At 62.2% G+C, this 13,920-nt stretch carries 9 protein-coding genes; 1 reads left to right on the top strand and 8 read right to left on the bottom strand.

The genetic code is table 11. The features are described 5' to 3' along the window. Positions 1–381 precede the first annotated feature (381 nt). The gene (locus NDI72_RS07210; protein ID WP_206546228.1) at positions 382–2,319 is read left to right on the top strand and encodes a M23 family metallopeptidase; all 1,938 of its coding nucleotides are present in this window, start codon (positions 382–384) and stop codon (positions 2,317–2,319) included. A gap of 132 nt (positions 2,320–2,451) precedes the next feature. On the opposite strand, the gene NDI72_RS07205 is transcribed toward NDI72_RS07210, so the two are convergent. The 8 genes from NDI72_RS07205 to NDI72_RS07170 form a co-directional block, all read right to left on the bottom strand. Further along, positions 2,452–3,912 carry a L,D-transpeptidase family protein gene (locus tag NDI72_RS07205; RefSeq protein WP_244974868.1) on the bottom strand — a complete coding sequence of 487 codons (1,461 nt, stop codon included), beginning with the start codon at positions 3,910–3,912 and terminating at the stop codon, positions 2,452–2,454. A 171-nt stretch (positions 3,913–4,083) separates the two neighbouring features. Then, entirely contained in the window at positions 4,084–4,449 is a 366-nt protein-coding gene (locus NDI72_RS07200; RefSeq protein WP_283800037.1) for an MmcQ/YjbR family DNA-binding protein, read from the bottom strand. 24 nt (positions 4,450–4,473) lie between these two features. Continuing rightward, positions 4,474–7,095, bottom strand: a complete 2,622-nt coding sequence (gene clpB, locus NDI72_RS07195; protein WP_206546226.1) for an ATP-dependent chaperone ClpB — start codon at positions 7,093–7,095, stop codon at positions 4,474–4,476. Positions 7,096–7,312: 217 nt separating this feature from the next. Beyond that, complete coding sequence (locus tag NDI72_RS07190) at positions 7,313–7,975, bottom strand: DUF4167 domain-containing protein (protein WP_283800036.1); 663 nt, start codon at positions 7,973–7,975, stop codon at positions 7,313–7,315. 344 nt (positions 7,976–8,319) lie between these two features. Next, the gene (gene prmC, locus NDI72_RS07185) at positions 8,320–9,204 is read right to left on the bottom strand and encodes a peptide chain release factor N(5)-glutamine methyltransferase (RefSeq protein ID WP_283800035.1); all 885 of its coding nucleotides are present in this window, start codon (positions 9,202–9,204) and stop codon (positions 8,320–8,322) included. Beyond that, the gene (gene prfA, locus NDI72_RS07180; protein WP_206553833.1) at positions 9,197–10,276 is read right to left on the bottom strand and encodes a peptide chain release factor 1; all 1,080 of its coding nucleotides are present in this window, start codon (positions 10,274–10,276) and stop codon (positions 9,197–9,199) included. Before prfA ends, prmC begins: the two co-directional genes overlap by 8 nt. Positions 10,277–10,297: 21 nt before the next feature. Beyond that, the gene (gene ptsP / locus NDI72_RS07175) at positions 10,298–12,568 is read right to left on the bottom strand and encodes a phosphoenolpyruvate--protein phosphotransferase (protein WP_113153105.1); all 2,271 of its coding nucleotides are present in this window, start codon (positions 12,566–12,568) and stop codon (positions 10,298–10,300) included. 75 nt (positions 12,569–12,643) lie between these two features. After that, the gene (locus tag NDI72_RS07170; protein ID WP_113153106.1) at positions 12,644–13,918 is read right to left on the bottom strand and encodes an aspartate kinase; all 1,275 of its coding nucleotides are present in this window, start codon (positions 13,916–13,918) and stop codon (positions 12,644–12,646) included. Positions 13,919–13,920: the final 2 nt, after the last annotated feature.

Here is a 13,920-nt window from a genome sequence, read left to right as displayed (position 1 = left end):
TCAACCCACTGATTTCAAACGATAATAAAAAACGACAAACAGGGCAGAAATCTGCAAAACCGCCATTTTGCGCCCGTTTGCGCTCTTCTGTTGCCATTGGGCGCTCGGTCACATTAGAGTCGAATTTAATGAATACACGCGGGATGTGTGATCTTGGATATCGACGTCGATGCGGGCGCGTTTCACGCCCTACATATGACGCCCTATATATAAGGTCAGGTGTTCATGTCCGAGAGGGTTTGGGGGAACGACCTCTGTCACCATTGTTCTCCGGCGTAATGTTGAACCGGGTTTCCTGCCTGTCCGCCCATACCGGGCGCGACCATTTCGGTTGCCGTGACGGGTCCAGCCCAAATGCATAAGACCAAGGCGCCATCGTCAATGAACAACAACAAGCAGATCGAACAGGCCATCGGCGAGGACGATCCTCTTATTGCGGATGGACGCAGCGGACCGCCGGACCGGCGTGAGATCTCCGCGCGCTGGCTGATCGGCACCTTTCTTACAGGTGTGACCTCTACCGTTCTGATGGGTGTTGCGCTTTCGGCCGCCCTCGATGGCCGCCAGCAGCTGGCCACTCCGCCGGAAATCGCCCTTCTGGGAGAAATCGCAGACCCGGTTGGCGAAGCCGCGAAGACCGGCCGCCTTGTCACCCCCCATACGATCAGCCGCGGCGAGGATCGCCGCATGATGGAAGTCTCCACCGTCATGCGCAGCGGCGACACGGATCTGATCCGCACCCTGCCCTTTGTTCATGCGAAAATGGCGCTGACCGCCAGCCATACGACAGACAAGGATTATCCGCCCTTCGACCCGCTCGCGGTCTTTGCAGAAGACGGCGCAACCAGCACCGCCCGCACGGGCCTTATATATGGTGCCAAGGTGGAGAGCGAAGTGAGCCTCAAGAGCGGCGACTTTCCGCTCTGGTCTTCCGACTTCTCCTCGGCCCGCAGCCTGAGCACGGAAGAAGTGGAAGTGGCCGTGCGCAACACGGGCGCGATCCTGACCGATGGCGACGTTCAGGTGGCCTCTCTTCATTATGTGGATCCGCAGCGCTTCGGCGACACGCTTTCCACCCAGGCGCTGGCCGCCTTCAGCGCGCGCATCATCCCCGAGAATGTCTCGGTCGCTGCGCGCAGCGGTCGCGAAACGACACCCGAATTTGCCGAAGACCTCATTCCCTTCCGCACAGAGCGGGCCGTGGCCGAGGTTTTCACCCAGTCCGGCTACAAGGGTGAAGATGTCGACGGCATGGTCGAGGCGATCACCAAGCTGCTCAATGCGACGGAACTGAAGGCCGGCACATTGCTGCGCGTGGGCATTGAAACGCACGGCGTGAAAAGCCGTGTCGTTCGCACCAGCATCTATGAAGGCAAGAAGCACATCGTGACGATCGCGCTCGATGACCGCGACCAATATGTGCCGGCGCAGGAACCGGAGATGAATCCGGTCCTTCTGGCGGCGTTCGATCATCCGACCGCGCCGCGCCGCATGCCACGCTCCGATCTGCCGCGGGTTTATGACGGCATCTACCGTGCCTCCTATGCCTACGGGCTGACCCCGGACATGACGAAGCGGCTGGTGAAGCTGCTTTCGGCCGATGTCGATTTTCAGTCGCGGCTTTCGCCGGCTGACCAGCTTGAAGTCTTCTTCTCCGCACCCGATGCGGACAAGAATGCGACGGACCAGTCGGAGCTTCTTTATGTAAAGGCGAGTTTCGGCGGCGCGACCCGCACTTTCTACCGGTTCCAGTTCGATGACGGCACGGTCGACTATTTCGACGAGGAAGGCCGCAGCTCGAAACGCTTCATGATCCGCAACCCGGTGCCCAACGGGCGCTTCACCTCGGGCTTCGGCATGCGCCGTCACCCGGTTCTCGGCTACAGCAAGATGCACACCGGCGTCGACTGGGCCGCCCCGCGCGGCACGCCGATCATCGCGGCCGGCGACGGCGTGGTCGAAAAGGCCGGCTGGGCCGGCGGTTACGGCCGCCAGACGATCATCCGCCACAACAATGGCTTCAAAACCTCCTACAATCACCAGAGCGGCATCGCGAAAGGTGTGACGACGGGCGCCCGTATTCGTCAGGGTCAGGTGATCGGCTATGTCGGCGCGACCGGTCTCGTAACCGGCAACCATCTGCACTACGAAATGATCGTCAATGGCACGAAAGTGGATCCGATGCGCGTCCGCCTGCCCGACAACCGGGCGCTGAAGGGCAAGGATCTGCTGGCATTCGAGCGGGAGCGCAGCCGCATTGACGAACTGCTTCAGGAAAACGACGAGACACCGCTTTCCGTTGCTGCATCGGGCAGCTGAGTCATTTGCTGTCAGGCAGGATTGCCTGACAGCCAGCTTCACAGGAATCAAAAAGTTGCGAGCGGTCTGCCATTTCCCTGAAACGGCAGACCGGCAATATCCATCGGGCAGCGCCGGATGGCTGCGGAAAGCTTAATCCACGAACTCCACCGAAACGCCGCGCTTCACGCGCTTGGCCAGTTCCTCTGCATCCCAGTTGGTCAACCGGATGCAGCCATGGGAGGCCGTCTTGCCAATCTTCGAGGGATTGGGCGTTCCATGAATGCCGTAGGTCGGCTTTGACAGCGCGATCCAGACCGTTCCGACGGGGCCATTGGGGCCAGGCGGGATGGTCAGAACCTTGTCATTGTTGCCCTGTTTGAAATTGACCTTCGGATTGTAGGTGTATTCGGGGTTGAGCGCGATGCGCGTGACCGTGTGTGTGCCGCTCGGCGACGGCGTGCTTGCCGAACCGATGGTGGCCGGATAGGCGGCGACCAGCTTTCCGTCGGCGCTGTAACCGCGCACCTGGCGCGCGCCCTTGTCGGCAACGATCCGCACGACTTCGGTTTTCTTCGGCTTGCCGGTGTTGATCACCTTGATGACCGTACCGGGCCGGTTGAAATTCGCATCCGGATTGAGCGCAACGAGATATTTCTCGTCCATATGGAAGCGCTCGGCCAGCGCCTCGACAACCGAGGTGTAGGACAGTGCGCCAAGCGCAGCCTTCTGGCTGTAATCGGCCGGAACCGACGCGATATAGGGGCCGGCCACATCCTTGGCGGTGATGGTGTATTCCTTGAAAGCCGGACCACCGGTGCGTTCCAGCTCCGCCTTCACCCATTCATTGTCATAGGTTCTGAGCGTCTGGCCGGTGATATCGCGATAGGCGCGGATCGCCTTGTTCACATTGTCGCCGGTCCGGCCATCGATGACGCCCGGAGACGCGCCCGCGCGGTCGAGCAGAACCTGAAAGCGCGTGACATCCTCGCTCACGCCGCGCGGCAGAACGACAGCCGCATCTCCCGGCAGGGTCGGCGTGCCGGATGCGTTGCCCGTTCCCGGTTCAAAGCGCGGCTCTTCGCCGGGGATGCCGGCCATGCTGTCACGTGAATTCGGGGGCTGCAGAGGTGCGCGGTCGATGGAACCGCGCCCGTAATTCGGCGCTTCCGGATAGATGTTGCGATCGTTGTAGCGCGGCGCTTCACCATAGGAGCGGTCGTAATAGGGATCGGGCTGGCGTTCGACGGGAGCGCGGTTCGCCCTGCCCCGGTCGCGACGGTAACGGTCGACATCGCGCGGGTCGGAGAAGTCATAAACATCCCCGTCGAACTCGCGCGGCCGCGCCGGACGGCGCGCAGGGCGCTGGTTGCCGCGCGCGGCAGGCCTGATCTCCACCACCTCGCCGGTATAAGCGTCGACGATGATCTCGCGGCCATATTGATCGATATAGACGTCAAAGTCGTAATTCTGGGCGAGTTGTACCGGCGCCTGGGTCGATGTCTCGGCCGTCATGCCCCGGCCAGCAGTCTGATCATTGCCCCGCTGCAACACGAAACCGTTTCGCCGGTCTTCGCTCTCCGGCATGGCGGCCATGGCTGCCGTCGGCCCCATGGCCAGACATAATGCGGTCAGCAATTGCAGTTTCACGTCTTTAGCCCCTCGTCTGGTCCCACACGGATAGGCTGATCACCCGCCAGCGATTCGCCCATTTGACGAACTATTTACCATAGGAGATGAACCGGACGTGAAAATGGCCAGTCTTTGAACTTTTCGCGTCGCTAATCAGGTGGCGGAGAGGCCCAGTTCGCGCTGCAGCCTGCGTGTCAGACCCGATGCGACGATCCGGTGGCTTTCGGCCAGATAGTCCTGAAGGGCAGCGTCATCCATGCTTTCCGCGCTCTGGCGCTGGATCCACTTCATGCCGCGCGAAGCGAGATAGGGGGCGGGCCGCAGGCCCGGCTGCTCCTTCAATATGTCGAAGGCCATCTCGGAGCATTTGAAGGAGACGGCAACATCTCCGCCGTCAGCCGCGCTGCCGATGGCAAAAACCTTGCCGCCCACCTTCCAGACATGCGCGCCACCCCATTGAACAACGTGGGTGGCGTGTGGAAGGGCGGAACAAACAGCGTTGTAGTGATCGAGCTGCATCCGCCCTCCCCTCGTGTTTTGGAATCAGGCCGCTTTTTCGGCCTGATCTGCATTCGTTGCCCGGCTCGGCCGGAAGTTCAGCCTGTCAGAGCCGGCCGTGATCTTGACCGTGGAGTTGTCAAAGATCTCACCCTGGAGGATCTTCTCCGCCAGCGGGTCCTGCAACTCCTTCTGCATCACCCGTTTCAGCGGGCGCGCGCCGTAAGCCGGGTCATAACCCTTCTCGGCCAGCCACTCGACCGCATCCTTATCGAGGTCGAGCGTGATCTTGCGATCGGCAAGCAGACGCTCAAGCCGCTGAAGCTGGATTTCGACGATCTTGCCCATGTCCTGCCGGCGCAGCCGGTGGAACAGGATAACCTCGTCGATCCGGTTCAGGAACTCGGGCCGGAACGATGCTTTAACGACATCCATCACCTCGGTGCGAACCTTGTCGACATCCTCGTTCTCGCCAAGGTTGACGAGATACTCGGCGCCCAGGTTCGACGTCATGATGATGAGCGTATTGCGGAAGTCGACCGTGCGGCCCTGACCGTCCGTCAGGCGTCCGTCATCGAGAACCTGAAGGAGCACGTTGAACACGTCCGGATGCGCCTTCTCGACCTCGTCGAACAGGATCACCTGATAGGGCCGGCGGCGAACCGCCTCGGTCAGAACACCACCTTCCTCATAGCCGACATAGCCGGGAGGCGCGCCGATGAGCCGGGCCACGGAGTGCTTCTCCATGAATTCCGACATGTCGATGCGCACCATCGCCTGCTCGTCATCGAACAGGAAGCTGGCGAGCGCCTTGGTCAGCTCCGTCTTGCCAACGCCTGTCGGGCCGAGGAACATGAAGGAGCCGATCGGCCGGTTGGGATCCTGAAGACCGGCGCGCGCACGGCGCACGGCCTTGGAGACGGACTGAACCGCCTCGCCCTGGCCGACGACCCGTTTGGCGATCTCGTCTTCCATGCGCAGCAGCTTCTCACGCTCGCCTTCCAGCATCTTGTCGACCGGAATACCGGTCCAGCGCGAGACGATATGGGCCACGTGATCCGGCTTGACGGTCTCTTCGACCATGCCGGAAGCGCTTTCCTCTTCGCTCTGGGCCTCTGCTTCGGCCAGCTTTTTCTCAAGCTCGGGGATCTGGCCATAGGCCAGTTCGCCGGCACGCTGGAACTCACCCTTGCGCTGGGCAATGGCCAGTTCGTTGCGGGCTTCATCAAGCTGCTTCTTCAGGTCGGCGGCCAGACCGAGCTTGTCCTTCTCGGCAGCCCAACGGCTGGTGAGGCGCGCCGATTCTTCCTCGAGATCGGTCAGCTCCTTCTCGAGCTTGACCAGACGGTCTCTGGAAGCCTCGTCCTTCTCGGCCTTCAGCGCCTCGCGCTCGATCTTGAGCTGCATGACGCGGCGGTCGATCTCGTCCAGCTCCTCGGGCTTGGAGTCCACCTGCATGCGCAGGCGCGAGGATGCCTCGTCCACCAGATCGATGGCCTTGTCGGGCAGGAAGCGGTCGGTGATGTACCGGTTGGAGAGCGTCGCAGCGGCCACCAGCGCCGAGTCGGAGACCCGCACCTTGTGATGCTGCTCATACTTCTCCTTCAGACCGCGCAGGATCGAAACCGTGTCCTCGACGGTCGGCTCGCTGACGAAAACCGGCTGGAAACGACGCGCCAGAGCGGCGTCCTTCTCCACATGCTTGCGGTATTCATCAAGCGTCGTCGCGCCAACGCAGTGCAGTTCGCCACGGGCCAGAGCCGGCTTCAGAAGGTTGGACGCGTCCATCGCGCCATCCGCCTTGCCCGCGCCCACCAGCGTGTGCATCTCATCGATGAACAGGATGATGTTGCCGTCGGCAGCCGTCACTTCGGACAGCACCGCCTTCAGACGCTCCTCGAACTCGCCGCGATATTTCGCGCCGGCGATCAGGGAGCCCATGTCGAGCGCCATGAGCTGCTTGTCTTTCAGCGATTCAGGCACGTCGCCATTGACGATGCGCAGGGCAAGGCCCTCGGCGATGGCCGTCTTGCCGACGCCGGGCTCGCCGATCAGAACCGGGTTGTTCTTGGTGCGGCGCGACAGGACCTGGATCGTGCGGCGAATCTCGTCGTCACGACCGATCACGGGGTCGAGCTTTCCGGCGCGCGCATCGGCCGTCAGGTCCCGCGCATATTTCTTGAGCGCATCGTAACCCTGCTCGGCGCTGGCCGAGTCAGCCGTGCGGCCCTTGCGGATATCGTTGATGGCCTGATTGAGAGCGGTTGGCGTAACGCCGGCCTTGGACAGGATGTCGGCGGTCTTGGCCGACTTCTCGACCGCAAGCGCGGTGAGCAGTCGCTCCACGGTGACGAAGCTGTCGCCAGCCTTCTTGGCCAGCTCCTCGGCGGTCGAGAAAACCTTGGCCAGCGGCTGCGCCATGTAAAGCTGGCCATTGCCGCCTTCCACCTGCGGCATTGCCTTGAGCGCGGCCTCGACACCGAGGCGCACATCCTTGGCACGCCCGCCGGCGCGCTCGATCAGGGAAGCAGCCAGGCCTTCCTCATCGTCAACGAGCACCTTGAGCAGGTGCTCGGGCGTGAACTGCTGATGATTGCTGCTGAGCGCCTGGGTCTGGGCGGACTGAATGAAACCGCGGACGCGCTCGGAATATTTGTCAAAGTTCATAAGTGTCTCCATTTCCCTGCCAGCCTGCTTTGCAGCGCTGACAACGACCAATGCGACGGGCTCCCATAAACCGTGATGCAATCAGATTATCACGGTCTCGTGTGGCAAGCCCAACTGTTTGGGATATGGGAACATATCCCTATAGGAACAAGATGGGGACATACGAAAAACGGCGGGGAAACCCCGCCGTTCAAAATGCTCTGGAATGTCAGGCCGTTCAGCCCTGCGCGGCAACCTCTTCGGCCGCTGCAACGGGGGCTGCGGCTTCATTGCCTTCGCCACCCTCGGCGTCATCGGTCTTGCGGGCACGCGTCCGGCGCGGACGCTTGACCGGCTTTTCGCCTTCCTCACCCTCGGGCGTCGCTGCCTCGTCCTGCGTCTTTGCTGCGGCAGGCTTGCGGGTGCGGCGGACAGGCTTCGGCTTTTCTTCCTCTGCGCCCGGCTCGGCAGCTTCGGCCGCATGGCCGTTTGCACCTTCGCCGCCGTTCAGCGCGAGTTCTGCGGGAACACCCTTGATTTCCGGCTGCGGGCCGGAACCATCGTCCACGCGCTTCTGGCGCTGCGGCTTCTGGTTGCCATTGCTCGCCTCGGCAACATCCTGCTCGTCATCACCATCAGCATCGTCGCGGTTGTCACGCGCCTGCTGCTGTTGCTGCTGCGCCTGGGCGGCAGCGATGATGCGGTTGTAATGCTCGGCATGCTGCAGATAGTTTTCGGCCATCACACGATCACCGGAGCTCTGCGCGTCGCGCGCCAGCGTGGTGTATTTGTCCGCCACCTGTTGCGCGGTTCCGCGGATCTTCACGTCCGGACCGTTGCTCTCATAGCTGCGCGCCAGCGGATTGGGACCCTTGCGGTTGTTGTTTCCGCGGCCGCGCATGCGCCTGTTCTGCTGTTGTGGCCTCATTCGACTCTCTTGGTTTTCGAGACTGCTTGTTCGAGACAGGTTGTGTGAAACAATACTCTTTTCAGATCGCGGACGATGGCGGGAAGCCAGCAGTCTCACATCTCCCCTTGGCCTATGTCACACCGCTTGTCGCGGGCGCCAATGCCATACTGTTCCGCTTCTTGTCAGTTGCCGGACAAACCCCATAATGAAGCAGAGGCGCTAAAACGCCCTTAATGACAGCGGTCCTGGGAACCGAATCGATAACGGTGCTGTCTGCTTCGTCCTATCCGGTGTCCGGAACCTAGCGGCATTCTTTTGCGATGCCAAGTTTTTTTTCAAGTTTGTTCACGTGCTGTTTCGGCGACAAAAACAAGCACCCGGTCATGCCCGGCAAGATCGCGGCCCGCCTTGTGAAGGCGGAATCCCTGATCGACGAACAGCCCGGTAACGCTTTCCTTCTGGTCATATCCGATCTCGACGGCGACCATGCCGCCTGTCGCCAGATGGGCGCCGCTTTGCGCCGCCAGCAAACGATAGGCATCAAGACCATCGTCCCCGGCAACCAGCGCCCTGCGCGGATCGTGATCACGAACCTCGACTGCAAGCGCACGCCAGATCTCTTCTCGAATATAGGGCGGGTTGGAGACAATGAAATCGAAACGTCCGTCGATTTCCTCAAACCAGTCAGACTGACAGGTCTCAAACCGGCCGCCGTAACCATTCATATCGGCATTGATGCGCGCCGTTGCAAGCGCATCGGCCGAAATATCGACACCGACCGCATGGGCCGCAGGCAAAACGCTCAATAGCGCAATCGCTATCGCCCCGGTGCCGGTTCCAAGATCGATGATCCGCCACGGGCGATCTTCACCGCCAAGTCGACGCGCTTCCGCCACGACCATGTCGACCAGCGTTTCGGTGTCCGGCCGCGGCTCCAGCGTTTCCGGTGAAAGCCTGAGGTCCAGCCCGTAAAATTCACGATGGCCGATAATGCGGTGTACAGGCCGGCCGGCAATGCGCTGCGCGATGGCCTCTTCCACGGCCATGCCTTCCGCATCGGAAACAGGCCGTTCAGGTCTCGACATGGCGTCGAGCCGCGTCGTCTGCGTGACATGTTCAACGAGAAGCCGGGCGTCGAGCGCCCCTTCTGCAATGCCCGCCTGTTTCAGCCGGTCCTGCGCCCGGGAAAGCAGGGCGCCGAGGGTCTTCGCCTCAGCCATCCGCCCCGGTTTCCGCAAGCAGTTTTGCCTGATGATCGGAGATCAGCGCATCGATGATCTCGTCCAGATCGCCTTCGATAACGCGGTCCAGCTTGTAGAGCGTGAGGTTGATCCGGTGATCGGTCACACGCCCCTGCGGGAAATTATAGGTGCGGATGCGTTCCGAACGGTCGCCGGAACCGACCTGCAGACGACGCGCCTCGGAGCGTTCGTCCGCGGCCTTCATGCGCTGCATGTCGAACAGGCGCGCCCGCAGGATCTGCATGGCGCGCGCACGGTTCTGGTGCTGGGACTTTTCAGCCTGCAACACCACGATGCCCGTTGGAATATGCGTGATTCGCACCGCCGAATCGGTGGTGTTGACGTGCTGGCCGCCCGCACCCGAAGCGCGCATCGTGTCGATGCGGATGTCTTCATTGCGAATTTCGACGTCGACGTCCTCGGCCTCGGGCAGAACGGCAACCGTGGCGGCGGAAGTATGAATGCGCCCCTGCGCCTCCGTAGCCGGCACACGTTGAACGCGATGCACGCCCGATTCGAATTTCAGCCGCGAGAACACGCCGCGCCCGGAAACGGTGGCGATGATTTCCTTGTAGCCGCCGGCCTCGCCCTCGCTTGTCGACGCGACCTCGACACGCCAGCCCCGTTCGGATGCATAGCGCTCATACATGCGAAAAAGATCGCCAGCGAACAGGGCCGCCTCGTCGCCGCCGGTGCCGGCGCGAATTTCGAGGATCGCATTCTTCTCGTCCGCTTCGTCCTTGGGCAGAAGCAGGATCTGCATTTCCTCGCCCAGCGTCTCGATGCGGCTCTCCACCTCTTCGAGGTCGGCCTCGGCCAGCTCGCGCATTTCCGTGTCGGTCGCCGGGTCGTCCAGCATGGACTTCAGGTCTTCCAGCTCACCTTCGACCTGACGCAGCTCGCGGATCTTGGCCGCCACTTCCTGCAATTCGGAGTATTCGGAAGCAAGCTTCACATAGACGTCCGGCTCCGGGCCAGCCGCCATCTGCGCTTCGATAAGCTCGAAACGTTTGAGAACCTGATCCATACGGTCGCGCGGCAAGTCGGTCATCGACGGGAAAGCCTGTCAGTTCTAGAGGGCAATATTGTGCTTCTGGGCGAAGTCGCGAAGCAGCGCGCGAATATCGGTGGATGCGCTATGGTTGGCAAGTGCCTCATCCATAACAACCGAAAGATCCGACAGCGGAAGCTCGCAGAGCATGGCCTTGACCGGGCCGATGGCCGCCGGCGCCATGGAAATGGAGCGGAAGCCGATGCCGAGCAGCGCCATGGCGGAAATCGGGCGCCCCGCCAGCTCTCCGCACAGCGTGACCGGCGTTCCATACTGGTCGCCGGCGCGCACGATCTGGCGCAGAATGCGCAGGAACGGCACGCTCAGCGGGTCGAAACGGTCGGCAATGCGGGTGTTGCCCCGGTCTGTCGCAGTGACGAACTGGAACAGATCGTTTGAACCGACGGAGACGAAATCCACGGCCTGCATCAGCTCTTCAAGCTGCCAGAGGAGTGCGGGCACTTCGATCATCGCGCCAAGTTTCAGGCGCGTGGGCAGGAGATAGCCGAAGCGCGACAGATGCCGCACCTCGCGGTCGATGATCTCGCGCGCCTGCCGCACCTCGCTCACCTCGGTGACCATCGGGAGCATCATGCGCAGTTCGCGACCGCCGGCGGCCTTCAAAAGCGCGCGGATCTGCGTGCGCAGCAGGCCCGGGCGGTCGAGCGTCAGGCGAATCGCCCGCCAGCCAAGCGCCGGGTTTTCCTCGTGCTGCGCGCCCTTGAAATAGGGCAGCACCTTGTCGCCGCCGATATCGATGGTGCGGAACGTGACCGGCTTGCCATCGGCGGCGTCGAGCACTTCGCTGTAAAGCCGCTCCTGCGCCTCGACGCGCGGGAAGGCGGCTGCAACCATGAACTGAAGCTCGGTGCGGAACAGGCCGATGCCCGCCGCACCCGACTGCGCCAGCTGCGGCAGATCGACGGCCAGACCTGCATTCATCATGAGATCGACGGGAACGCCGTCCCTGGTCTCGGTCGGGCGGTCGCGCAGTTCCTGATAGAGTTTCTGCCGGCGGGCGCGGAAGCGCACCTTCTCGGCATAGGCTTCCTCGACATCGGCCTGCGGGCGCAGATGCACCTGACCATCCTCGCCATCAACGATGATCGCGTCGCCATTCTCCGACATGGAGACGGCGCCCTTCACCTGACCCACCGTCGGCAGGCCGATGGCCCGCGCCACGATGACGATATGGCTTGTCGGCGCTCCCTCTTCCAGAACCAGACCGCGCAGTTTCTGGCGCGGATAGTCCAGAAGCTCGGCAGCGCCCATGGAACGGGCGACGATGATCGCATCCTTGGGCAGAATTTCCGCCAGCGCATCCGGCCCGCGGCCCATCAGCTGGCGCAGAAGCCGGTTGGCGAGATCGTCGAAATCGCTCATCCGCTCGCGCAGATAGGGGTCCGTCATGTGCATCATGCGCGCGCGCATGTCGCTCTGCACCTTCTCGACCGCCGCTTCGGCCGTCAGGCCGTTGTTGATCGCCTCCTGCAGGCGGCGCACCCAGCCCCGGTCATTGGCGAACATGCGATAGGCTTCCAGCACCGCGCGGTGTTCACCCTCAAACGCCACATCGCGGCGCGAAAGCATGTCGTCGATGGAAAGGCGCAGCGAATCGAGCGCCGTTTCAAGACGCACCAACTCCTCGTCGCTATCCTCGTTGAACAGCGCCGTCACGACGATGCGCGGCTCATGAAGGATCACATGGCCAAGCCCGACGCCCTCGTTGAAGGGCAGGCCCGTCATGCTGACGGGGCGGCTCAGATCAAGCTCGATGCCCGGACGGGTCAGCCGCGCCAGATCGCCGGTGGCGATCATCTCGGCGATGACCATGGCCACCGTTTCCAGCGCCTCGACCTCATCCTCGCGGTAATGGCGCATGGTGCGGTTCTGAACGACCAGAACGCCGAGCGTGCGACCGGCCCGCAGCACCGGCACGCCGAGGAAGGAATGATAAATCTCTTCGCCCGTCTCCGGCAGATAGGCAAAAGCGGGGTGTTTTTGGGCGTCGGAGAGATTGAGCGGGCGGGCGCTGGCGGCAATCGTGCCGACGAGGCCCTGCCCCAGACGAAGCTGCGCCAGATGCACCGCATCCGGGTTCAGACCTTCGGTGGCGTAAAGCTCCAGCATGGAATCGGCGCGCAGCACATAGAGCGAGCAAACCTCGGCCACCATGTTCTGGGCGATTTCACGAACGATCTTGTCGAGACGCTTCTGCGGGTCAAGCGCATCGGCCATCAGCTCGCGCAAACGCCTTAACAGCACTCTTGGACCGCCGGCAGTATCTCGCATCGAACCCCTCTCCATTGGCCTATGCTAGCCGCATGAGAGAGCAGAGCAAAAGCCAGATTTCGGGTTATTGTTTGTCTACTGCTTATCGAGACCGTAGACAGAATGCAAAGTGCGAACCGCCAATTCGGCATAGGGGCCGTCGATCAGGATCGAAATCTTGATCTCTGAAGTGGTGATCGCGCGGATGTTGATCCCCTTCTCGGCCAGGGCCTTGAAGGCGATTGCGGCAACGCCGGCATGGCTTCTCATGCCAATGCCGATGACCGAAACCTTGACCAGTCCGGCTTCAGACTGGATGGCGTCGAAGCCGATCGTGTCACGCACATTCTCCAGCACCGTGACGGCCTTTTGCAGGTCGCCGGACGGCACGGTGAAGGTCATGTCCGTGCGCGAACCATCTTCGGAGATGTTCTGCACGATCATGTCGACATTGATGTTGGCCTCGGCCAGCGGACCGAAAATGCCTGCGGACACGCCCGGACGGTCGGAGACGCGACGAAGCGATATCTGCGCCTCGTCCTTGGCGTAGGCGATGCCGGTGACGACTTGCTGTTCCACGATTTCATCCTCATCGCAAATGAGCGTACCGGGCGGGTTTTCGAAATTCCCCATGCCCGGCGCATCCGGATCTTCGAAAGACGATCTTACGAAGGTTCTGACCTTGTGCACCATCGCCAGTTCGACGGAGCGCACCTGCAGCACCTTGGCGCCAAGCGACGCCATTTCGAGCATTTCCTCGAACGAGATCTTCGGCAGGCGGCGCGCCTTGGGCTCAATGCGCGGGTCGGTCGTGTAGACGCCGTCGACATCGGTGTAGATGTCGCAACGGTCGGCCTTCACCGCAGCGGCCACGGCGACCGCGCTGGTGTCGGAACCGCCGCGCCCCAGCGTGGCGATGCGATTGTCAGGGCCGATGCCCTGGAAGCCGGCAACAACGGCCACCTGGCCCATGCCCATGCGGCGCACCATCTCGCTGCCGTCGATATCGACGATGCGGGCGGCGGCGTGAGCGTTGTCGGTGCGGATCGGGATCTGCCAGCCCTGCCAGGAGCGCGCATCGACGCCCATGGACTGTAGCGCGATGGCCAGAAGCCCGCTGGTGATCTGCTCACCGGAGGCGACGATGGCGTCGTATTCGCGCGCGTCATAGAAGGGCGATTCAGCACCAGTGGCCTTCGGCATGGACTGCGCCCAGCCGACCAGCTCATTGGTCTTGCCGGCCATGGCCGAAACCACGACGGCGACCTCATGCCCCGCATCGGCCTCACGTTTGACGTGACGCGCCACATTATGGATGCGTTCGATATCGGCGACGGAGGTTCCGCCGAACTTCATCACGATGCGCGCCATGG

Origin of the sequence: Nitratireductor sp. GZWM139, from assembly GCF_030068685.1 — a bacterium.
In the GTDB taxonomy this organism is placed as follows: Bacteria; Pseudomonadota; Alphaproteobacteria; order Rhizobiales; family Rhizobiaceae; genus Nitratireductor; species Nitratireductor aquimarinus.
The sequence above is the reverse complement of the archived record's forward strand: the minus strand, read 5'-3'. Positions and strand labels throughout refer to the sequence as shown.